Annotated in this window: 15 protein-coding genes and 16 tRNA genes; 22 read left to right on the top strand and 9 right to left on the bottom strand. The window is 56.1% G+C overall.

From position 1 onward, the window contains the following. Positions 1-505: 505 nt before the first annotated feature. Complete coding sequence (locus R5R33_RS02070) at positions 506-1,138, bottom strand: TetR/AcrR family transcriptional regulator (RefSeq protein ID WP_318954412.1); 633 nt, start codon at positions 1,136-1,138, stop codon at positions 506-508. Positions 1,139-1,142: 4 nt separating this feature from the next. Beyond that, positions 1,143-2,894: an N-acyl-D-amino-acid deacylase family protein gene (locus R5R33_RS02065; protein ID WP_318954411.1), complete on the bottom strand. Its 1,752-nt coding sequence runs from the start codon at positions 2,892-2,894 to the stop codon at positions 1,143-1,145. A gap of 443 nt (positions 2,895-3,337) precedes the next feature. Between R5R33_RS02065 and R5R33_RS02060 the strand changes: the two genes are divergently transcribed. The 19 genes from R5R33_RS02060 to R5R33_RS01970 all read left to right on the top strand — a co-directional run bounded on the left by R5R33_RS02060 (position 3,338) and on the right by R5R33_RS01970 (position 8,666). Further along, positions 3,338-3,413 (top strand) — tRNA-Met (locus R5R33_RS02060). A 678-nt stretch (positions 3,414-4,091) separates the two neighbouring features. Next, positions 4,092-4,163: transfer RNA gene (locus R5R33_RS02055), tRNA-Ile, on the top strand. 8 nt (positions 4,164-4,171) lie between these two features. Beyond that, a tRNA-Glu gene (locus R5R33_RS02050) sits at positions 4,172-4,248 on the top strand. 17 nt (positions 4,249-4,265) lie between these two features. Continuing rightward, a tRNA-Lys gene (locus R5R33_RS02045) sits at positions 4,266-4,337 on the top strand. 14 nt (positions 4,338-4,351) lie between these two features. After that, positions 4,352-4,427 (top strand) — tRNA-Trp (locus R5R33_RS02040). A gap of 40 nt (positions 4,428-4,467) precedes the next feature. Then, a tRNA-Ser gene (locus R5R33_RS02035) sits at positions 4,468-4,559 on the top strand. 18 nt (positions 4,560-4,577) lie between these two features. Next, positions 4,578-4,657 (top strand) — tRNA-Leu (locus tag R5R33_RS02030). A gap of 172 nt (positions 4,658-4,829) precedes the next feature. Next, positions 4,830-4,904 (top strand) — tRNA-Cys (locus tag R5R33_RS02025). A 103-nt stretch (positions 4,905-5,007) separates the two neighbouring features. Then, positions 5,008-5,082: transfer RNA gene (locus R5R33_RS02020), tRNA-Asn, on the top strand. 59 nt (positions 5,083-5,141) lie between these two features. Further along, a tRNA-His gene (locus R5R33_RS02015) sits at positions 5,142-5,216 on the top strand. Positions 5,217-5,227: 11 nt separating this feature from the next. Then, positions 5,228-5,306 (top strand) — tRNA-Arg (locus R5R33_RS02010). Between the two features lie 186 nt (positions 5,307-5,492). After that, positions 5,493-5,581 (top strand) — tRNA-Ser (locus tag R5R33_RS02005). A gap of 86 nt (positions 5,582-5,667) precedes the next feature. Then, positions 5,668-5,741, top strand: a tRNA-Gly gene (locus tag R5R33_RS02000). Positions 5,742-5,909: 168 nt separating this feature from the next. After that, positions 5,910-5,987 (top strand) — tRNA-Thr (locus R5R33_RS01995). A 12-nt stretch (positions 5,988-5,999) separates the two neighbouring features. After that, positions 6,000-6,077, top strand: a tRNA-Arg gene (locus R5R33_RS01990). Positions 6,078-6,387: 310 nt separating this feature from the next. After that, positions 6,388-6,463, top strand: a tRNA-Arg gene (locus tag R5R33_RS01985). Positions 6,464-6,502: 39 nt separating this feature from the next. Continuing rightward, positions 6,503-7,063 (top strand): HNH endonuclease, encoded by a 561-nt coding sequence (locus R5R33_RS01980; RefSeq protein ID WP_318954410.1) that lies wholly within the window; start codon positions 6,503-6,505, stop codon positions 7,061-7,063. A 99-nt stretch (positions 7,064-7,162) separates the two neighbouring features. Next, positions 7,163-8,371: an RtcB family protein gene (locus tag R5R33_RS01975; protein WP_318954409.1), complete on the top strand. Its 1,209-nt coding sequence runs from the start codon at positions 7,163-7,165 to the stop codon at positions 8,369-8,371. Positions 8,372-8,393: 22 nt separating this feature from the next. Continuing rightward, positions 8,394-8,666, top strand: coding sequence for a hypothetical protein (locus R5R33_RS01970; protein WP_318954408.1), 273 nt, complete (start codon positions 8,394-8,396; stop codon positions 8,664-8,666). Here R5R33_RS01970 and R5R33_RS17765 read toward each other — a convergent pair. Both R5R33_RS17765 and R5R33_RS01960 read right to left on the bottom strand, forming a co-directional pair. After that, on the bottom strand, positions 8,600-9,013 hold the full coding sequence (locus tag R5R33_RS17765) for an MBL fold metallo-hydrolase (protein ID WP_404810404.1): 414 nt from the start codon (positions 9,011-9,013) through the stop codon (positions 8,600-8,602). The two genes, R5R33_RS01970 and R5R33_RS17765, sit on opposite strands and share 67 nt — an antisense overlap. 11 nt (positions 9,014-9,024) lie before the next feature. Next, positions 9,025-9,189, bottom strand: a complete 165-nt coding sequence (locus tag R5R33_RS01960) for a hypothetical protein (protein ID WP_318954406.1) — start codon at positions 9,187-9,189, stop codon at positions 9,025-9,027. Between the two features lie 388 nt (positions 9,190-9,577). Between R5R33_RS01960 and R5R33_RS01955 the strand changes: the two genes are divergently transcribed. Next, positions 9,578-10,138: a cytochrome b gene (locus R5R33_RS01955; RefSeq protein WP_318954405.1), complete on the top strand. Its 561-nt coding sequence runs from the start codon at positions 9,578-9,580 to the stop codon at positions 10,136-10,138. A gap of 7 nt (positions 10,139-10,145) precedes the next feature. Here the strand turns inward: R5R33_RS01955 and R5R33_RS01950 are convergent, their stop codons facing one another. The 5 genes from R5R33_RS01950 to R5R33_RS01930 form a co-directional block, all read right to left on the bottom strand. Beyond that, the gene (locus R5R33_RS01950) at positions 10,146-10,766 is read right to left on the bottom strand and encodes an ABC-type transport auxiliary lipoprotein family protein (protein WP_318954404.1); all 621 of its coding nucleotides are present in this window, start codon (positions 10,764-10,766) and stop codon (positions 10,146-10,148) included. Beyond that, positions 10,763-11,716, bottom strand: coding sequence for an MlaD family protein (locus R5R33_RS01945; RefSeq protein WP_318954403.1), 954 nt, complete (start codon positions 11,714-11,716; stop codon positions 10,763-10,765). Before R5R33_RS01945 ends, R5R33_RS01950 begins: the two co-directional genes overlap by 4 nt. A 156-nt stretch (positions 11,717-11,872) precedes the next feature. Continuing rightward, a complete protein-coding gene (locus R5R33_RS01940) occupies positions 11,873-14,017 on the bottom strand; it encodes a M4 family metallopeptidase (protein ID WP_318954402.1) in 2,145 nt (714 codons plus the stop codon). A gap of 542 nt (positions 14,018-14,559) precedes the next feature. After that, complete coding sequence (gene dbpA, locus R5R33_RS01935) at positions 14,560-15,972, bottom strand: ATP-dependent RNA helicase DbpA (RefSeq protein WP_318954401.1); 1,413 nt, start codon at positions 15,970-15,972, stop codon at positions 14,560-14,562. A gap of 153 nt (positions 15,973-16,125) precedes the next feature. Then, entirely contained in the window at positions 16,126-16,605 is a 480-nt protein-coding gene (locus R5R33_RS01930) for a GNAT family N-acetyltransferase (protein WP_318954400.1), read from the bottom strand. Positions 16,606-16,799: 194 nt separating this feature from the next. Here R5R33_RS01930 and R5R33_RS01925 point away from each other — a divergent pair, with 194 nt between their 5' ends. Both R5R33_RS01925 and R5R33_RS01920 read left to right on the top strand, forming a co-directional pair. After that, the gene (locus R5R33_RS01925; RefSeq protein ID WP_318954399.1) at positions 16,800-17,219 is read left to right on the top strand and encodes an archease; all 420 of its coding nucleotides are present in this window, start codon (positions 16,800-16,802) and stop codon (positions 17,217-17,219) included. Between the two features lie 10 nt (positions 17,220-17,229). Continuing rightward, positions 17,230-18,663, top strand: a complete 1,434-nt coding sequence (locus R5R33_RS01920; RefSeq protein ID WP_318954398.1) for an RtcB family protein — start codon at positions 17,230-17,232, stop codon at positions 18,661-18,663. Positions 18,664-18,669 lie beyond the last annotated feature (6 nt).

Here is an 18,669-nt window from a genome sequence, read left to right as displayed (position 1 = left end):
TTGAATTCCGCGTAAATCAAACACTTCGCGTTGTTTTTCTGAATTATATGGAGGCAGCTGTTTAAAAGGGGGCTGGCCACTCCCTGGAAGTAAATATCCAATTTATAAAGGAGTAGTTGAGAGTAATTCCAGTCGCTATTTTTCTAAATGCATCAAGCAGCTTTATGTCGCAGTGCTCCGTACAGTTATTGACAGTGCTCCAAGGGAGGGGCGTTTGCCCATCTTTTATGACGTGCAGGGGGCGCAGCGGTAGGCTTGCTCGTTCTGGCGAGGGGCCACCAGATAGCTCCGTAAAGGTTTCCCTGTCCCCTTTGTCCGCAGCCACGATGAGTCCTTTCAATAGCTCACAATCAATTGAGTCCAGTACGCCCTCCAATTACTTACTGTGCGCAAGCCTACGGGACTCCCTCCAGGCGGTGACACTTGGGGCACCAATTTGCTGAAACTGCCGGATCTTCCTGGTGGATGCCCAAGCGCGGTTGCGGACCACGCTCTGGATTGTATATCAGCTCTTTTTCGCCAATGAAGAGGTCGCAAGCTGCGCAAGGTTGATGGTGAGCGCGAGTATTTGCTCATCTTTTTCGGGGTTCTGCTCAAGATGCGCATCGAGGGTTTGGCCGTGAAAAATCTGAATCAGGGTCTGCACCAGTTCCCCCATCATCGGCATTCGGCTCGCGATATCGGGTATTAGCTGTTTGGCGAGCGCGATATTTTCACGCCGGTTTTCAAGGAAGACCGGACGAAAAACATCCCGCAGTTCCGTATCTGTGCGGGCGGCTTGCTGGAGCTCGAACCAGGCGAGCTGTTCCGGGCTGCGGGTGATCTGGTGGAGCGCGTGGATGGCCACGGCGACGTCTTCATTGCCGTTACCCAGCAGATGATCTACCTGGGCCCGGTAGTTGTCGATAAAGCGCCGTGAAAGCGTTATTGCGGTAAGTTCCAGCAGGGTGAGGCGACTGTCAAAGTGGCGAAACAGCGCGCCCTGAGACAACCCCGCGCTGCGTGCAACAGCCAGCGTGGATGTCTGGTGGTAGCCTTTCTCAACCAGGCAATCGATACAAGCCTGCACAAGACGTGCAATGCTATCTTCGCGTCGCTCGGCCTGGGTACGTCGTGTGGGGTTAGGCTTGCTCGCCATCGCGTTATCCCTGTTGCTGGTTTTTGCGTGGCAGGAACTGGCCAACCCCCTGCTCGCGCCCGAGCGCGGGATCAAATCCCTGGCCATCCCATACTTGCCGACCATTGATGATCACGGTGCGGACCACCTCGTCATTGCGATTGACGATGCGCATAAGGCCGCCGAGCTCCTCGAATGGGGCTTCCGCGTAGCGTTGCAGATCGGCATTCGCCAGCGCCACGGGGTCAATGATGGCGATATCTGCCCGGTCTCCAACGCGCAGTTTTCCCGCATCGATGTTGTACCAGTCCGCGATTTCGCCGCTGCATCGCCATACCGCCTTCTCGGGCGTCAGTGCCGGGTTTTCCTGCAGGGAAAATTTGAGTACATGCAGTGGGAAGTTGTAGAAGGCCATGTTGCGCAGATGGGCCCCGGCATCTGAAAAGCCGATCAGTGCGCAGGGCTGGGTGATGTTGCGTTTGACCACGTGCTCGCGGTGATTGGCGATGACGGTGCGCCAGCGGAGCTTGCGGCCGTGGTCAATGATCAGATCCAGGAAGGTGTCGACCTCGTGATCGTTGCGCTCTTTTGCCACATCGGCCACGGACTTGCCGACCACGGTTTCATCCGGGCAATCCACGATCCAGGCATCACCGAAATCCCGGTGCCAGACCCGCCCGCCGAAGCGTTTTCGGTAATCGTTCTTGAATTGCTCCCGGTAGCTGGGTGTCTTGAACAGCTCGTTGCGCTGCAGGTCCTGTTGCAGGTGCAGGGCAATTTCACCGGATGGAAATTCCTCGAACACGATGAAGTCGATACCGTCGGCATAGACCTCGAAGGGGCTGGGCAGTGCCTGCCAGCGGAAGTTGGCGCCCAGCCAGCGATTGAAAAAGTTCGCGCCCATGGCCGTGAGGCTGGACAACCAGGGGTCGGCTTTGGGATCCATCAGGGTGATCAGGGTTGTGCGCAGTTTGCGGCGGAACCACAGGCTGGCCGAGGTGAAGAGGAAAAAGACCGCGTTGATCTTGGTGGTGAGATTGGGCGCGGATTGCAGAATGGCATCTTTCTGTCGCAGCAGTTTGTGCAGGCGGCGATATTCCTTCCAACGCGCATAGACAGAGGGCAGGGCACTGGAGCGGTGACGGTCCCCGTCTACCTTGTCCCAGGGGTTGGTCATGCTGGACAGGCCGAGCAGCCCCTGGTCCAGCCCCTCGTTGAGCAGTGTTTCCATGCGTTGCATTTCTTCTTCGCTGGGCGTGACCTTCGGGGATACCGCCCGCTCAAGCCCCATGACGGCGGTGCGCAGATCGCTGTGACCCATATAGCTAGCGATATTGGGGCCCAGGGGCTGTTGCTGCAGGAATTCCACATAGCCTTTGGCGTCACTCCAGGTCTTGTGCTGGTGGAGTATGGGCAGCACATACTCGCGCGGGATCGATTCCACTCGGGTGAAGATATCGGAGGCATCTTCCGGTGGGGAAAAAATCATGCTGATGGAGCAGCTGCCCACAAAGCAGGTGGTGACGCCGTGTCGCACCGACTCCGACAGCGAAGGTGAAACGATCATCTCTGCGTCGTAGTGGGTGTGCAGGTCGATGAATCCGGGTGTCACCCAGTGACCGTTTGCGTTGATGTCGCGCTCTGCGGTGGCGTCGCCTAGGCCGCTCTCACTGATGGCGGCCACATGGCCACCAGTAATGCCGACGTCTGCAAAGATCGCAGGGTTACCACAGCCGTCAAAAACCCGGCCGCCGCGGATGATGATGTCGTAGTGCATGTGAAAGTCTCACATAGAGAGTGAATGCTCTCTATCTTGTCACGACTTCGGATAATGGCAAGTACGGCGTTCCGGTTTTGTCTGTTATGTCTGCAAAGGGGGCTGCGGGGAGAAGGGAAAAGGTGGGGCGCACAGGGGTAAAAACTGCAGTGCGGCATATTTCTCGGCAATGAATTGTGCGCCATGTTTTTCGCTTGCGCGAATTGACTGTTGCAAAGCTCCGTTAACGCCCTAGAATTCCCGTATCAATCAGGAGAACACCGTGATCAGGTTATCGAGCTTTCACAATTCCATACCGCGCACCGCCCCACAAGGGACGCGGGTGTGGAGTATTTGTGTGGAGAAAAATCTGAGATAACTGCCTCCTGTTCCCGGGAGGCGCGAGCCTTCCGGACACGGTATCAAAACCCCCGCAGGTTCGCCTCCGGGGTTTTTTTGTTTTTGGGCCGGTAGCTCATCCGGTAAGAGCAATCTCTTCATAAGGGATAGGAGGCGGTTCGAGTCCGCCACGGCCTACCAAAATTTTCATCATTGAAAAAACGTAGATGGAATTCCAATCCGCTCGATTGGTGGAGCAGTCAATAGAGAGCGATTTAGCAAAAATTGGGAAATATGAAGCAGAAATTACGACTGAAAACAGGGAATAGCTGAGCGTATGCCACGCTCTCACCGGCTCCAAAGCCCATTTATTTATGCCGAAAATTCGGTAGGTCATGCCTCGTTTTGAATAATCGTAAGTTATTGAAAAATATGGAAAAATTCAAAAATAAGCTTGAAAACCATTTTTTTCGTGATAGCTTTAAAAAGAACTCGGGACAAACGGCGTTCCGATGAAAAAAATTTCGCCGCGTCGCGGCATAAGAGCTGGTAGCTGAAATGTTAAATCTGCAATGCCATAAAACCACCCGCGGGAGGTCCCAAGATTTGGGGCGGAACCTGTGTAGTAGTGCATTGCCCAGAAGTTTCATGCGTTGGCCAACAATAAATTCGTCGAAAGGAGCAGAGATTTATTTTGGAGATCGCTTGAAAGCGTAGTTCGACCTGTCCGGTCGGCTGCGCGCCGGCCGGACTTTGGAACACAACGTGTGAAAAGCCCGGTTGGCGACTCCCGCCATCCGGGTTTTTTTATGGCGGGTTGAAAGTGCGCTGGCACTGACACCCAGCACGTTCGTTAACAAACTGGTCGCTTTTTTTTGTCGTGGCTTAGCTCAGGGGTAGAGCACATTCTTGATAAGGGTGCGGTCCGAAGTTCGAATCTTCGAGCCACGATTAGTTGTGTCCCCATCGTCGAACCGGAGTAGTACAGTTGCCTTTCACGCAGCAAATACGGGTTCGAGCCCCGTTGGGGATGCCATTTACAGAGTTCATCTTTGGCGCGTGGTAGAGCGGTTATACACCGGCCTTTTAAGCCGGCACACGCGGGTTCAAATCCCGCTGCGCCAAACATGAATTCTGTTGGGTCATTAGCTCAATTGGTAGAGCTCCGGTCTCCAAAACCGGACGTTGCGGGTTCGAGTCCCGCGTGGCCCGCCACTCTCCCGGCAACATTTGGGTTGGGAGAGGGATCTACTACGGTGGAATGGCCGAGTGGTTTATGGCATCTGTCTTGAAAACAGAAGGGTGGTATGAACTGCCCCTAGAGTTCGAATCTCTATTCCACCTCCAAATCACTCCCCTCACTCTGCGCCGGTGGCGGAATGGGTAGACGCGGCAGCTTTAAACCCTGCTTACTGTTGCGAGTTCGAGTCTCGCCCGGCGTACCACCTGAAGTATTGTCCAGCGTTTTTCCCGATCCGCTCGGCAATAGTTTTCATTAAACAATTGGCGGATGTGAGTAGCTGGAAACTCGCAAGCCTCTGAAGATTGAGTCCCCGGTTCGAGCCCGGGTCCGCCTGCCAACTACGTTGCTTCGGCAGCACAACATTTTTTCTTTCTGTCCCCTTGGCCGAGTGCTTTAGGCAGCGGTCTGCAACACCGCACACGGCGGTTGGATTCCGCCAGGGGACTCCAGATTTCTTATTGGTAGCTCAGGGGGAGAGCAACGGCTTTGCACACCATAAGTCGGGAGTTCAAAAGTCGCCCAAGTTCAACTCTCCCAATATGCACCAGGTTTTGAGGAGTAGCAAAGCGGTAATGCACCCGGCTGTTAACCGGGAGAGCGCGGGTTCGAATCCCGCCTCCTCAGCCAGTAACAGGGCCGCGGCTCTGAAGCGCGGGAATGGCAATGAGTTTGCCCGTTGAATTGTGGCGGCTGTGGCAGAGTGGTTATGCGCATGAATGTGGCTCATGTATACGCCGGTTCAAATCCGGCCTGCCGCCCCAAATTTTTTAGAGCACCCGTGGCCAAATTGGACTCAAGGCACTGGATTACGAATCCAGAGATTGCAGGTTCGAATCCTGCCGGGTGTGCCATATGCAGCGGTCAAATCCTTCTCCCGAATCGTTGCACTGGGGGGCTGTCAGCGGACAGTCGTGTTCATCGCGTTGGCGGGGCGGTGAAAATATTTCTGTAGAAGTAGAGCAGGTATTGAGTTTGTCGGGCTCGAGACTGGTCGCGAGAGCTCTGGTGGTTCGATTCTACTTTTACACCGTTGCAAAGGAGCCTTGGCAGAGCGGTTTATTGCGCTCGATTGCTAATCGAGGGTCCCGGAAGGGGTGCGTGAGTTCGAATCTCACAGGCTCTGCCAAATACACGAAATGACGTGCCGGTGTTGGAATACGTAGGCGCGATAGGTTGTTCAGAATATGTCTATGTGAATCGCCAAAGCTGAATGCGGCCTTGACCGAGAGGTTAGGTACCGGTCTTCCAAGCCGGAAAGGTGGGTTCGAGTCCCACAGGCCGCTCCAGAATTTCCTGCTGGGCAATGATAGAGCTTTGAACCCTACTAAGGAGAGTGTGCTTGGCATCAACCTGGATCACAGGTACCCGACCCATCCCACTCATATGGGGGACCACGCCATCCTGAACTTACAGCGGTAGTCAGCTGTACCGGCGCATCCTTCTCAGCAGCACACGCCCACGTAGCTCAGTTGGCTAGAGCAATCGCCTTGTAAGCGATAGGACGAAGGTTCGAATCCGTTCCGTGGGCACCATTCCAACTCATCGATCCCGTAGCTCAATTGGACCAGAGCACAGGTTTCCGAAGCCTACGGTTGCCGGTTCGAGTCCGGTCGGGATCGCCAATCATGCGAGGTCATATCATACGTCTCATCATTGGGGCCGGCGATCACGGCGCGGGCCTGGCTACGACGAACTATGTCAGTGCCAAGCGCATTATGCGTGAATACCCCGTGTCGATCTTACAGATCGTCCAGCCGCAGCCAAGCCGGGAAAGCCTGATTACTTTCCTGTCGTGGTGCAATGGCCGGCACTGTCTACCTCTACGTGTAGTGCTAAACCAGGTGTCTACTGAGGACCGCCGACTGGCCATGCATTACCTAATGGCGCGAGGGTATCGCACTGCGGATCGTGTGACATTTATGAAACTCTAAGACGCCCGTAGCTCAATTGGCAGAGCAGGATCCTTCTAAGGTCTTGGTTGGGGGTTCGACTCCCCCCGGGCGTGCCAGAAAAAAGCGGCCAGGTTTTTTGCTCGAAGGGAAGAACAATGGCTCGAGTATTGTATTTAGACGCGGGAGGTAGACCTATCCGTTGGATCGATCTACAGCGCGCGGCATATTTGTATGCAAAAGATCAGGTGTTGTGGGAAATTGGAACATTCAAGACGATTCTGCGCGGCGGGTATCGGAACTGTGGCCATCGTTCAATACTCGCGATTGCGCCGGTAATTGCAGGACGAAAAGCTGACCGTATTCGTTCAAGGCATCGTCCTGCTCTTACCAACATGAGTCTGTTCGCCCGCGATCAGCACCTATGCCTTTACTGTGGTGAGAGTTTTCGCAGTTCTGAGCTGACGAGAGATCACGTAATGCCGACGTCCCGTGGCGGAACCGATTGTTGGGAAAATGTGGTTGCTGCTTGTAAGGGTTGCAACAACCGCAAAGGTGCCATGACACCGGATGAGGCGGGTATGCCACTTCTCGCAGTGCCGTTTCTGCCCAATCCTTATGAAGCGATTCTTCTCCAGGCTCACCAGATCCTGTCTGACCAGATGGAGTATTTACAGGTAGGGCTGAGCAACAGGCGGAATTGGCAAGAAGGAAGGTGACATTAGGGTCAAGGCAGGACGCACGGTAATTAGGGTTGCGTCCCTACAATTACTGGCCATAGCGCCGTTTATTGAATTCAGATTAATCAGGGAAAATTTATGCCAGTAAAAATGGTACTCAACAGCAATGCGCCTTCCGGTACGGTACCGGTGAAAATTTACACGGAAGATGTGGAAAATTCTGCATTGCAACAACTTAAAAATATCGCGCAACTGCCCATTATCCATTCCCATGTGGCGGCAATGCCGGATGTACATATGGGGATTGGGGCTACAGTTGGATCAGTTATCCCGACGGTCGGTGCGATTATTCCCGCGGCCGTGGGTGTGGATATCGGTTGCGGGATGAACGCAGTGTGTACTTCCCTGCATGCCAACCAATTGCCCGATAACCTGAAGCCGCTGCGTGAGGCGATCGAGCGGCGTGTGCCCGTGGGTTTCGCCCGCCACAAGCGGATCAGCGCGCGGGAGGCGGCGGCCAAGAATCTGGCTGCCGGTGCGGACCTGTTGTTTGCCAAACACCCGCAATTGCTGAAAAAACTGCGCGATCCCCGCGAAACATGGGTGACGCAGCTGGGCACTCTAGGGGGCGGCAATCACTTTATCGAGATCTGTCTCGATGAAAACAACCGGGTTTGGATCATGCTCCACTCCGGCAGCCGGGGAATCGGCAATGCCATTGGGCAGCATTTCATCCAGTTGGCTAAGCGGGATATGGAAGGGCATGTGCACAATCTTCCGGATCGCGACCTGGCATATTTCAGTGAGGGTAATGGACACTTCGATGACTATATCGAAGCGGTGCATTGGGCCCAGGAATATGCTCGGGTTAACCGGCAGGAAATGATGAAGCTGGTTGTGAGTGTGCTGCAGCAACATCTTCCGCCGTTTACGCTGGAGTCTGAGGCAATTAACTGCCACCACAATTACGTGGTGCGGGAACAGCACTTCGGGCGCGATGTCTTTGTGACCCGCAAGGGCGCGATCAGTGCGCAGCTGGACCAGCTCGGCATTATTCCCGGTTCCATGGGCGCCCGCTCCTATATCGTGCGCGGCCTGGGGAATGCGGAGTCATTCTGCTCCTGTGCCCACGGCGCAGGCCGGCGAATGAGTCGTACTGCCGCACGCAAGCGTTTCACCCGCGACGATCTGGAAGCCCAGACCCAGGGTGTGCAGTGTCGGAAGGACAAGGGCGTGATCGACGAGATCCCAGCCGCCTACAAGGATATCGATCAGGTCATGGAGAATCAGCGTGATCTGGTGGATGTGGTACATACCCTGAAACAGGTGATCTGTATCAAGGGCTAAGCAAGCTAATAAGGAGAGGTTATTGAAGAAAAAAGCCGAGCGGAAAATAGCCATTACTGTTTCCGCAGAAGAACGGCGTGCCCCGGGCAATCCGGTTGCACAGAATCCGCTGTTACGCAAAGGCGGTGCCCACGTCCGGGCAAAGTCCGCTGAGCGTTTTTCCAGCAAGCAAAAAACCAAAAAGGCAGCGCGGGAGTGGGAACGCTCCCGCGGTGCTGTCTATATCTCTTACTGTCTACTCGGATTCTTAAACATTTTCCCGTGTCCCGGAATAATCCAGTCGGCAATTTCCTGAATTTTCTTGCGGTTTTTATCGAGGTCACTTTGGCTGGATGCCAGTGGGTCCTGAGCTGGTGTCATGTCAGGAAACCACCACAGATGTGTCAATACGTAGGTACCGTCCCGGGTATTTACCACAAGTGATGCATCTTCGTCGGTATGGCCGGGCGTGTGTATCACCTTGATGCCGGGTGCCAGTTCATAGCTATCAGGATGGTCGTGCCAGGTGTCTCCGCGGTACCGTCCCCAGAAGTCGATCACCTCTGCGTTGGGAAACAGGGCAATATTGACGGTGTGATCGGGGTGATGATGGCTGACAAAGACGTGGGTGACCTGTTCCGGGAAAACACCCTGCCTTTTCAGTGCATCTAGAATCAGCCTCCTCCGCTCACCATGCCGGGATCGGCCACCAGGGTAATGTCCTTTCCTTGGACCAGAGCCACGGTGCCCGCAACTTTCCGCGCACCATCCGCGGATTTACCCGGCACAAATTCCCTTCCTTCAATAGGGCTGACATAGCCTTCGACAAGAACCGTCACTTTATTTTATTTTGGCGGCGTTTCAGCGTGCGCCAATGGCACTAGAAGCATTGAAAGAAGAATTAGAAATTCGGACAGGAAAGTCGAAGTGCGCATGGTGAATTTTTCCGGGGGGAGATGTCGGGTGATGGAGGCCTGTTTGGTCGGATATCCAATCATTATAGATCTTCCATCCCGGAGGACTCTGGCACCAAGTTGGTGCCTGATTCGCTAACCTTTTGTGTGCCGCGGCTGATGAGCCGAATATTACTCGTATGGTCCCCCTTCAGGACGCATGCCAACTCGCGCCCAATCTGCCCACTTGCCCCGAGTATTGTTTATATACGTTATTATTACTTAGTCGGTACTTTCCGATGCGAGGTTGGCATCCAATCAATCAGTACATTTGATGATCGCGCTTACGAACACATATCAGCGTTATGGTCTCGTCGCCATAGTACTTCATTGGCTGATGGCGGTATTGCTCATTGCGCTTATTGCACTTGGCCTTTATATGAGCGGTTTGCCGGATGTCGGCTTCAACAAGCAAAAGCTCCTACTGATTTTCTATCACAAGGAATACGGAATTCTCGCGCTGGGGTTTGTCACGCTGAGGCTGGCATGGCGCATTGGTAATGCGCTGCCGGCACTGGCCGAGGGGCTTCCGGACTGGCAAAAGATAGCCGCCCGGTTTGTCCACCTTTCGTTTTACGCACTGATGTTCGCACTGCCGGTCAGCGGTTGGCTCATGTCTTCTGCTGCGGGTATCCCTGTGTTTTTTTTCGGATTCAGGCTGCCGGATTTCATTGCAAAAAATGAGAACCTGTTCCAGATGCTCATTGAAGTTCACAAGTGGCTTGGCTATACGCTGATTGGCCTCATCCTGATCCATGCCACTGCGGCATTGAGGCATCACTTTCTTAGCCGGGACGATACCCTGAAAAAAATGCTGCCCGGCATGCGTGACTAAACGGCGCTCATCGCACCGCCTCGAGTACAAACACTGTTACCTCTTGCAGGGCTTTCGCCGTGGCTTCGTTAGCTGCTGCTACGCCGGCGTATGGTGTGTTTTCCTGTAGTTGCTCTTGCAGCGAAATCACCCAGCTGGACATGATCCGTTTCGAGGTGCCGTCGCTGAGTTGCACGCGCAGGGAAAGGTGTAGGGTTGCTGGATCGGAAGAGAAATCCTGCGTGAGTTCGAGAATCTCCGTGTGTAGTGCATAAGTGTATGGCCCAAAGTAGGGCGGACTGACGACTGTACTGAAGTAGTGAGTGTTCTCCAGCGAGAGCGTCAACAGAGGATGTAGCATCTGTGCAGGTGTAGCACCCCATTCGTGTTTGCTGAAGTAGTCTATCTGGTACGGCTCTACCCGGTAGACCATTCGCGTGGTGTCGTAAACCGGGTTGGTTGCTGGTGCCAGTACCAGCAGGGTTTCTGCGTGGGTCTCCCGTTGGGGTATTTCTGCTGGCAGTTTGTTGATCAGTGCTACCTGAGTTTCATTATCTACCCGGGAAAATAGTGAGCAGCCCGATAGCATTGTTGTGAGACATGCGGCCAGAAGGAATTTGGCTAGTGTAAGGTAGCCGTTTTCTGTCATCGGGTTTCGCCCGGGCCGAGTGGTGGTGGGGTGGTGCCGCGCACGAGAATGGAAGGATCGCGGTTCAGTTTTACTGTCAGACGTTCCATAGAGTTCGCCAGCTTATTCAGGTTGGCGATTGACCGGTATGCCTCGGGAAGAACTTGGATCTGGAGTGCATTGATGGTGTCGTTACTGGACGCCAGTAGTGGCCCGAGTTGTCCGCTTGCCTGTTCGGTATTGACGATGATTGCGCTGAGCCGTTCTTGATTCTCGGCCAGCATACGGCTGGTCTGTCGCAGTGCGGTCATGGTGTCGTTGCTCGATGCCAGCAAGGGGCCGAGTTGGCCACTGGCTTGTTCGGTATTTGCGATGATCGACGCGAGCCGCTCCTGATTCTCCGCGAGTACCTGGCTGACCTTTTGTAAATTCTGCGCAGTATGCTTTAGCGACGTGATGGTCTCGCCATCCAGCAGGGCGCGTACGAGCTCTGTCAGGATTTGCACGTTGTGATTGACCTGGCTGATAGCCGTGTCCAGATTCACCGAGCGTGATGGTGCACTGGGCAACCGCGGATAGGTGCTGCCAGGAGCTTGCGTTAGCGGGCTTTGGTCTGTGCCGGTGTCTTCCAGCAGGATGTAGACATAGCCAGTGAATCCGCGGGTGGCGAGTCCTCTGGCGGTGATGGTGGCAACCGTCGCTCTGGTGACAGGCGCATCCTTCTTTACCTTCAGCAGGATACGGACGCTGCGGGGACCGGTGAGGTCGACCTGGCTGACCGTTCCCACATCCACACCATGGAACTCCACCGGCGCCCCGACCATCAGGCCGGATACGGAATCCTGGGTGAGGATCTCGTAGGTGGTGAAGCGACCGGCTGCCAGATGGTACCAAATCGCCCCTGCCACAAGGCCGAAAAGCACCATGATCGCAAAGGCTAATTTTGCCCGGTTCTCTATGCTGAAGCTCATCGAGCGGTTCTCCGCCGGTCGGATCGGTACGGATTTCGGTCGATGGAAGTCTAGATCAATTTGCAGGTGCGGATTTTCCGGGCATCTTGCGACTGTGGTGCACCTTACACAAGAAAATGGCGGCCATTGGCCGCCATTTTCTTTAACCGGTGGTGGTTAGGGTGTGGCCTGGGCCTCTAGGGTTACGCCGGAATAGGCGGTATAGCCCCGAATACTGATATACCAGGTGCCGGACTGAGGGTTGCTGAAGCTGCAGTTTTCGCTATTGCCGGAAACATACGGGCGGCAGTTATAACTGCTGGTGGTCGGCTGGGCGCCGTAGCGGACATACAGGTCAGCGTCGCCACTACCACCAGACATCTGCACATTCAGCGCGGACATGCCGGAGGGTACGTCCAGTGTAAAGTGCTGCCAGGAGCTGCGGCTACCGGAGAGGTTGGTTTCGACCCAGCCATCGCCATTGCCGCCACCGCCATTGCCTTCGTCGAAGCTGCCGATCAGGCTTACACCTGAGAAGCTGCTGTAGGCGCGGACCATGACGTAATAGGTTCCTGCCTGCACGTTGGAAATATTGCAGGTTTCACTGTTGCCGTTGAGGTACGGACGGCAGTCGTAACTGGACGTCGTGGGCGCGGAGCCGTAGCGTACGTACAGGTCTGCATCGCCGCTGCCGCCGGAAATCTGGAAGCTCAGGTTAGTGGCGCCAGCCGGTACTTCCAGGGTGTATTGGATATCGCCCCCGGTGCTGGCGGAAAGGTTGGTCTGTGCCACGCCATTTTCCAGTTCACCGCCACCAGAGTTACCGCCACCGCCACCGCAACTGGAGGTAGAAACGCCGACGGTACTAAATGCAGAAGACACGGCGACTAAATCGTAAGCCAGGTCTTCTGTCGCCGACATCACACCGCAGGCGGCATTGATGTAATCCGAAGTGGAGTTCCAGTACATCTGGTTCGCCAGTACGAAGATATCGAACGCCTTGCGGGTATCCCAGCCGCTGGTATTCGCAATCAGGTAGAAGGCACGGTTGAACACCCCCGAACTGTAGTGAACATCCATACCGGAATAGTAATTGGAGGCGTGGCCGATAGAGCTGCCGTCAAGGGTGGGGTCCTGCATATACCGCAGAGCACCATTGGCCTTGATGATATCGGCACCTACCAGCCAGTCGTTGCTGCCGCGCATATAGAATTCCGCAGCTTCACCGGCCATATCGGAAAAGGCCTCGTTGATGCCGCCGGATTGTCCCGAGTACTGCAGCCCCGAGTTCTGCTCGGTAAAGCCGTGGCTCACTTCGTGGGCAGACACATCGAGGCTGACGAGCGGATGGAAGGTACTGCCACCATCCCCGAAGGTCATCTGGCTGCCGTCCCAGAATGCGTTTTCGTAGTTGTTGCTGTAGTGCACGCGCATACGCAATTTTTGCGTCAGTGGCGCCGTGTTGTACCAGTCGTTGTACAGGCCGAAAACCACACCGCCAAAGTAGTGTGCATCGTTCAGCGGCGAATAGGCGCCGTTAATCGTTTTGTAGTCATTGTACGGACAGGTAAACGAGAAGATGCTGCCGCCGCTGGAGGCGTTGTTCATGTTGACGGTTTCGACGTTGGTCGTATCCATGCGGCAGCTGCTGTCTACCTGCATCGCCGGGTAATCGGTACCGTATTCGTAGCGCCCGGTTTTCAGGTTACCGCCTGGGCCGGTTGCATCCTGATGTGCAAGCCCATCCCAATGTTCAATCACTTCACCGGTCAGTGCATCGATAAAGTAGAAGGGCCGCGAGGGTTCATCACCGTATTCCACCCAGCTCACCAGATACGCGAGTCGCGCCTGGTTCTGGCTGTCCACGTGAATGTACAGATGTTGCTTCTGGTTCTTTGCTGCGAGCTTCAGCGCGGGCATGGACAGCGCACCGTTGATCAGGCCCTGTTGTGCGCGCTGATCAATCTTGTGGCTCATTGCCCGCTGGATTGCATTGGAGGCCGCAATGGATGCCTTGGTAGAAGGTACATCCAGAGTCAGGCCCATGAGCACGTCACCTTTCACCTGCGCCGATACCCCCTGGCCAGAGCTGGTGATGGTTTGCCCCCATACCGGAATTCCCTGATGTGTCTGTCGGTAGCGGGTGATGACTTTGCCGTTTGGCAGGGTCCGTGAACGGATTTCCTCAAGTGCGATGTCAGTGCCACTGGTGGCGGCCAGTGCTTGCGGGGAAAGCATATCCGGGGTCGCCGGAACGCGGTCCGCAGCATGGGCACTGATGGCGAGCGCCAGTGTGCAAGTAATTCCTAGAAAACGCGTCATTGCAAATTGTTCCTTATTTTTTTTGGTTTGCCTTTCGAACATCGAATTCCTGAGGGATCGCCTCTGCAGTGCGCACAATACAAATGCACGGCAAGCGCGTGCGCACTGCCACTCGATTTCGAAAACATGGAAGGTAAGACTGCAGAAGACCAACAGGAGTGCAGGGCGCTCGCCAGCGCGGCGAGGATTCAGCCAGTTGAATCTGGCTGAATCGGAGGTGCACTCTACTTTCTCAAACCGGAGCTGTTCGGGGTTCCCGAACCGGCCGGATAGTACCCCGTGTACTCACATTTACAATTAAGTGATGATGACGATACTGCTTGCTATGAGTTTTTTGAATTGTATTGAGCAATTAGTCTCAAAAACGGGCTGACTATCCCGCCTGATTTGGTCAGTTTGTACGTTTGTACTAGGGGGATTTGGCACATAAAGCCACCCGCAGCTAGTACATCCGTGTTAACTGCTGCGGTGTAGGCAAAGGGAAGGTAGATGTCGGCGCTAAATTTATGCGTCGTTAGTGAGTCGAGAACTCGACCGTAAAATCACACACCGACAATCCGCGCGCGGAAATTGCGGCCCTTGATTTTTCCCGAGCCAAGCTTGTTCAGCGCCTTCTTGGCCACGGGTCTCTCCACTGCAACAAAGGTGGAAAAATCAAAAATCTGGATCTTGCCGATCTGTGTGCCTTCAATTCCGCCTTCGCCGGTCAGCGCGCCCACCACATCACCGGCGCGCACTTTCTGTTTCTTGCCGCCGTCGATCTGCAGGGTCGACATGGTCGGGCGGGATGGCGCGAATCCTTTGGGTGGCGCAGGGACTTCCTGCAGCGTAATCGGCTGCTGCATCATTTCTTCCAGCCGCTCGACCTTGTAGATTTCCTTTTTACTCACCAGCGTCAGGGCAATGCCTTTCTGGCCCGCGCGCCCGGTACGGCCGACTCTGTGGGTGTGTACTTCCGGATCGCGGGACAGGTGGTAGTTCACTACCATCGGCAGTTCTTCAATATCCAGTCCGCGCGCGGCGACGTCGGTGGCAACCAGAATCGAGGCGCTGCCGTTGGCGAACAGCGCCAGGGTGCGGTCGCGGTCTTTCTGCTCCATATCACCGTGCAGTGCCAGCGCTGCGAAACCGGCACTTTTCAGCGACTGTGCGGCCTCGTCGGTTTCCTTCTTGGTGTTGCAGAAAACCACGGCGGAGGAGGGGCTGTAGTTGGCCAGCAGCTGATACAGTGCGGCGGGCCGCTCCTCGTTGTTTTCGACCCGGTAGTACTTCTGTTCGATGGTGCTCTGGGTGTGAGTCGCCGTCACCTCCACTTTCACCGGGTTTTGCAGTACCCGTGTTGCCAGGGCATCAATGGTCTTGGGGTAGGTGGCGGAGAACAGCAGTGTCTGACGCTCCTTCGGCAGCTCGGCGAGGATCTGGTCCAGCACCGCCTGGAAACCCATGTCGAGCATGCGGTCCGCTTCGTCGAGCACCAGGGTTTGCACTTCGCCCAGGTCGAGGTTGCCCTTGCGGATATGGTCTTCAATGCGGCCCGGGGTGCCCACCACGATATGTGCGCCGTGCTTGAGCGAGCCGATTTGCGGGCCGAACGGCATGCCGCCACACAGGGTCAGGATCTTGATGTTGTGAATGGCCCGCGCCAGCTTGCGCAACTCGCGCGCGACCTGGTCCGCCAGTTCGCGGGTAGGGCACAACACCAGTGCCTGCACGCGGAAGCGCTCCGGCTGCAGTTTGTGCAGCACGCCGAGACCAAAGGCGACGGTCTTGCCCGAGCCGGTCTTGGCCTGCCCGATAACATCCCGTCCTTCCACAATCGCAGGTAGCGCTGCCGCCTGAATTTCGGTGAGCTGCTTGAAGCCGAGGTCCTGCAGGTTCTGCAGGAGAGACGGTTGTAACGGCAACGTCTGGAAGTCGCGTGGGGCGTTGTTACTGGACAGGGGGGTACTGGACATGGGGCAAGGAAGCTCGGCTGCAGAGAAAACGGCGAATTGTAGGTAAGAGACCGCCAAACTCCTAATAAATCTGCCGGATGCTCTACCCATGCCGTATTCGGTCAAAGGCTGACTCTGCAGACAGGTGGGGCTGCTCCACCGCGTTCCTGCTAATCAGGCAAATGGCCGCAACATTTCGATATGTGGAATGCCGTCTTCCTCGTAGGGCTCTGCAATCTGTGCAAAGCCGAATTCTTCGTAGAATTTCTTCAGATATAGCTGTGCGGAGATGCGGATCGGCTCCTGCGGGAACGCCCGCTGCGTATGTTCGATGGCGCACTGCATCAGTTCCCGGCCAAGGCCGGTACCCCTTGCGGCCTCCACGGTGAGCACCCTGCCAATCGAAGGCTCCGCGTATTTTTTACCGGGGAATACCACCCGCAGGTAGGCCAGCAGTGATGGGGAATCAGACGCGCCGTCCCAGCATGCCAGGTGCCATGCGTATTGGTCCTTGCCATCGGCGTCCTGGTAAACACAGTCCTGCTCCACGGCGAAAACCTCCTGACGGGCGCGCAGGATCTCGTACAGCTCATTGATGGTGAGTTGGTCGAATAAGGACCAGCGAAAAATGGGGGGAGAGGCAAGGGATGACATTTGGGTTGCTTTGGCGCGTCGTTGGTTGGTTCTCGATAACCGGCAATATAGCGTTTGTTGGGACAGCACGTGAACCCGGGGATTGCCGATACGTTTGGCGGTCGCTTTACATATTCGGGTGTTGGACTAGATTCCGGTGGTGTTCTCGAAACGTCGATCTTCTCTTGATTCTGGTAGACCTCTACAGGTGATTCATGCGGGCCCACTGGGCACATTTCAGCCACCAGGCGGACATGGGGCTGCGCGGTACCGGGGCAACCCTGGCGCAGGCCTTTGAGCAGGCGGCACTGGCGCTCACTGCCACGGTGACCGAGCTGGAAACCGTGGCTCCGCAGCTGGCGGTGGCGATTGAATGTGACTGTTCAGATCCCGAGCTGTTGCTGGTGGATTGGCTGAATGCACTGGTCTACGAGATGGCGACTCGCCATATGTTGTTTTCCCGGTTTGAAATTACGATCAGGGGAGGGCGGCTCAGCGCAACTGCCTGGGGCGAGAAGGTAGACCGGCACAAGCACGCCCCGGCGGTGGAAGTGAAGGGCGCAACGTATACGGCACTGAACGTCGCCCAGCGGGAAAATGGCGACTGGGTTGCCCAGTGTGTCGTAGATATCTGAGGTGGTTGCAATGAGTACGCGTTACCCGCTCATACATGAATCGGAATACAGCTGGCGAATCGATCCCTCCGGCAAAATGCGCGTGCCCGCGATCATCTACGCCGACGAGACACTGATCCGGGAAATGGACGACAAGGTCTTCGAGCAGCTGTGCAATGTGGCGAGTCTGCCGGGCATAGTGCAGGCCGCTTACGCCATGCCCGATGCACACTGGGGATACGGCTTTCCTATCGGCGGCGTCGCGGCGTTTGACCCGGATGAGGGCGGTATTGTTTCCGCCGGCGGTGTCGGCTTCGATATCTCCTGCGGTGTGCGTGCATTGCGCACCGGTGTCTCGATCGATGAAATAGAACCGGTCAAGAAGCAGCTGGCGGATGCACTGTTCAGGCATGTGCCGGTGGGGGTGGGCAGCACCGGGCGCATTCACCTGAACGACAAGGGGATGCAGGCGATGCTGCGCGGTGGCGCGCAGTGGGCGGTGGAGCAGGGTTTTGGTGATCCGGCGGACCTTGAACATATCGAGGAGCGGGGCTGTATGCGCGGTGCAGTGCCCGAGGAAGTGTCGGAGCGGGCGCGCACTCGCCAGCAGGATGAGATGGGCACGCTGGGCTCCGGTAACCACTACCTGGAAGTTCAGCGGGTGGCCGAGATTTATGATCAGCGTATCGCCACCGCCTTCGGGCTGAAGGAAAACGATGCGGTGGTGTTTATCCATTGTGGCTCGCGCGGTCTCGGGCACCAGATTGGCACCGAATTCCTGAAATACATGGTGCTGGCCGCCGGCAAGCACGGCATAGACCTGCCGGACCGCGAGCTGGCCTGTGCACCGATCAATTCCGAGCTGGGGCAGTCGTACCTCGGCGCGATGCGCGCCGGCATCAACTGCGCGCTGGCGAACCGGCAGATCATCACCCATCTCACCCGCGAGGTATTCGCCGAGGTCGTTCCCATGGCGGATCTGACCCTGTTGTTCGACGTCTCCCACAATACCTGCAAGGTGGAAGAGCATCTTGTGGAAGGCCGGCAGCGCAAACTGTACGTCCATCGCAAGGGGGCCACGCGCGCCTTTGGTCCAGGTAACCGGGAAATTCCGGAGACGCTGCGGGCAGCGGGGCAGCCGGTCCTGATCGGCGGTTCCATGGGTACCGAGTCCCATATTCTTGCGGGTTCCGTCGAGGGCGCGGGGCTGTCCTTCAATTCCGCCTGCCACGGCGCCGGTCGCGCCATGAGTCGCCACCAGGCCACAAAACGCTGGCGGGGACGTGCGCTGGTCGATGAATTGGCGGATCGCGGAATCCTTATCCGCAGCCCGTCAATGCGCGGGGTGGCCGAAGAAGCGCCCGGTGCCTACAAGAATGTGCGCGCGGTGGTAGATGCGGCGGAGAAGGCCGGTCTCGCCCACAAGGTGGCGCGGATGGAGCCACGGGTCTGTATCAAAGGCTGAAGCGCA

It is taken from the genome of Microbulbifer pacificus, assembly GCF_033723955.1.
Classification (GTDB): Bacteria; Pseudomonadota; Gammaproteobacteria; order Pseudomonadales; family Cellvibrionaceae; genus Microbulbifer; species Microbulbifer pacificus.
This window is presented reverse-complemented; position numbering and strand designations above follow the sequence as displayed.

What these genes read in the sequence shown, in the direction of transcription:
- R5R33_RS02070 (WP_318954412.1), bottom strand. Translation starts at nt 1,138, where the DNA reads ATGGCGAGCAAGCCTAACCCCACACGACGTACCCAGGCCGAGCGACGC.
- R5R33_RS02065 (WP_318954411.1), bottom strand. Translation starts at nt 2,894, where the DNA reads ATGCACTACGACATCATCATCCGCGGCGGCCGGGTTTTTGACGGCTGT.
- R5R33_RS01980 (WP_318954410.1), top strand. Translation starts at nt 6,503, where the DNA reads ATGGCTCGAGTATTGTATTTAGACGCGGGAGGTAGACCTATCCGTTGG.
- R5R33_RS01975 (WP_318954409.1), top strand. Translation starts at nt 7,163, where the DNA reads ATGCCAGTAAAAATGGTACTCAACAGCAATGCGCCTTCCGGTACGGTA.
- R5R33_RS01955 (WP_318954405.1), top strand. Translation starts at nt 9,578, where the DNA reads ATGATCGCGCTTACGAACACATATCAGCGTTATGGTCTCGTCGCCATA.
- R5R33_RS01950 (WP_318954404.1), bottom strand. Translation starts at nt 10,766, where the DNA reads ATGACAGAAAACGGCTACCTTACACTAGCCAAATTCCTTCTGGCCGCA.
- R5R33_RS01945 (WP_318954403.1), bottom strand. Translation starts at nt 11,716, where the DNA reads ATGAGCTTCAGCATAGAGAACCGGGCAAAATTAGCCTTTGCGATCATG.
- R5R33_RS01940 (WP_318954402.1), bottom strand. Translation starts at nt 14,017, where the DNA reads ATGACGCGTTTTCTAGGAATTACTTGCACACTGGCGCTCGCCATCAGT.
- dbpA (WP_318954401.1), bottom strand. Translation starts at nt 15,972, where the DNA reads ATGTCCAGTACCCCCCTGTCCAGTAACAACGCCCCACGCGACTTCCAG.
- R5R33_RS01930 (WP_318954400.1), bottom strand. Translation starts at nt 16,605, where the DNA reads ATGTCATCCCTTGCCTCTCCCCCCATTTTTCGCTGGTCCTTATTCGAC.
- R5R33_RS01925 (WP_318954399.1), top strand. Translation starts at nt 16,800, where the DNA reads ATGCGGGCCCACTGGGCACATTTCAGCCACCAGGCGGACATGGGGCTG.
- R5R33_RS01920 (WP_318954398.1), top strand. Translation starts at nt 17,230, where the DNA reads ATGAGTACGCGTTACCCGCTCATACATGAATCGGAATACAGCTGGCGA.